We start from the raw sequence: 1,730 nt of genomic DNA on the forward strand, positions 1-1,730 counted from the left end.
CAGCTCAATACTTATTTGCTCAATCGACCGATGAGCGTCATTATAAAATTATCGAATCTGTATCAGCAGATCGGCTGGAAAATGACATAGAAAAGCTGGTTTCATTTGGCACGAGGCATACGCTTTCTGATACCACCTCTGATACTCGCGGTATCGGTGCTGCCAGAAGATGGATAAAATCAGAATTTGAAAAAATTTCTAAAGAATGTGATGGATGTCTTGAGGTGCAATACATGCGTAATCTGGTAAAGGGAGATCCTGAAACTCGTATAAGAGAAGATGTTGAAATTGTAAATGTTTTAGCGATACAGAGAGGCACGAAATATCCTAACAGATACGTGATCATGTCAGGAGATATTGATAGCCGAGTAAGTGATCCTTTAAATGCCACTGACGATTCGCCTGGTGCAAATGACAATGCTACTGGTATGGCAGGTGCCCTCGAAGCAGCAAGAGTTTTATCACAATACGAGTTTGCTTCCAGTATAATTTATGTAGGTCTATCTGGTGAAGAGCAAGGCCTGTTTGGGGGCAAGCACATGGCAGAATATGCTAAAGAAAAGGATTGGGAGATCATAGGCGTTCTCAACAATGATATGATTGGCAATATAGAAGGAGTAAATAAAGTAGTTGACAATAGAAGCTTTCGAATTTTTTCTGAACCAACTCCTGTAACAGAAACCGAGCGAGAGAGACGAATGCGAAGATTTTATGGAGGTGAGGTAGACGGTATATCAAGACAATTGGCCAGGTATATACATAGCATGACGACTACTTATATGCCTGAGATGAAGCCCATGATGATTTATAGATTAGACAGGTTCGGAAGGGGTGGTCACCACAGACCTTTCAACGATCAGGGGTTTGCCGGGGTAAGAATAATGGAGACTAATGAAAACTACACCAGACAGCATCAGGACTTAAGAGAAGAAAATGGGATAAAATATGGTGACGTGATAGAGGGCGTGAACTTCGATTATGCAGCAAAGCTAACAGCCGTAAACGCTATATCACTGGCAGGATTGGCCTGGGCGCCTCCATCACCAACAAACGTAGAGATTGCCGGAGTGGTGGAACCATCTACCTCTTTACGTTGGCAAAGTACTGACGATGACAACCTGGTTGGCTATAAAATATATTGGAGAGCCACTACAGCACCACAATGGGAGCATTCAAGATTTGTAGGTAAGGTAAGTGAATACCTGTTAGAAAATGTTGTAATTGATAATTACCTATTTGGTGTAGCTGCAGTGGGCAAAGATGGCAATGAGAGTGTAATTGTATTTCCTTCGGGTGTATACCGCAGGGAGTAACTAGTTTCTCTCTTCTTCAAGCCTGCGGTTCATTTGTTTTACCATAATGTCCAGCGATTCTGACTCTTGTTTTAGGTTGTCGATTACCCTATTAATGTCACTTAGTGTAGGACTATCAGTCTTAAAAAGGTGAATAAGGCCAAGAATACGTGCTAATGGGCCTCTTACCTGATGAGAGTTGTATGTCATATAGTCTAAGATTTTGTTTTTCTGTAACTCAATCTCACTGGTTCTATGCTTTATTTTTTCTTCGAGGGTATCATTAATTTGCTTAATTTCTTCGTTGGCAGCTTTCAACTCTTCACTTTTTTCTTCAAGCTCCAGGTTTAGGTTATTCATGGCAATCAGAGCGTGTTGTCTTTTTTTGCCGTGACGAACAAGCATAATCACAATACCAGCCAGACTTAATATAGCAAT

Annotated in this window: 1 protein-coding gene and 1 pseudogene; one reads left to right on the forward strand and one right to left on the reverse strand. The window is 41.0% G+C overall.

Annotated features, from left to right (window positions below):
- On the forward strand, nt 1-1,313 hold a 1,313-nt coding region (locus tag E1176_RS01440; protein ID WP_155208800.1), incomplete at its 5' end, for a M28 family peptidase.
- Here E1176_RS01440 and E1176_RS20325 read toward each other — a convergent pair.
- Nucleotides 1,314-1,730 (reverse strand): annotated as a pseudogene (locus E1176_RS20325) (hypothetical protein); the annotation flags it as partial.

This window comes from Fulvivirga aurantia, assembly GCF_009711475.1.
GTDB lineage: Bacteria > Bacteroidota > Bacteroidia > Cytophagales > Cyclobacteriaceae > Fulvivirga > Fulvivirga aurantia.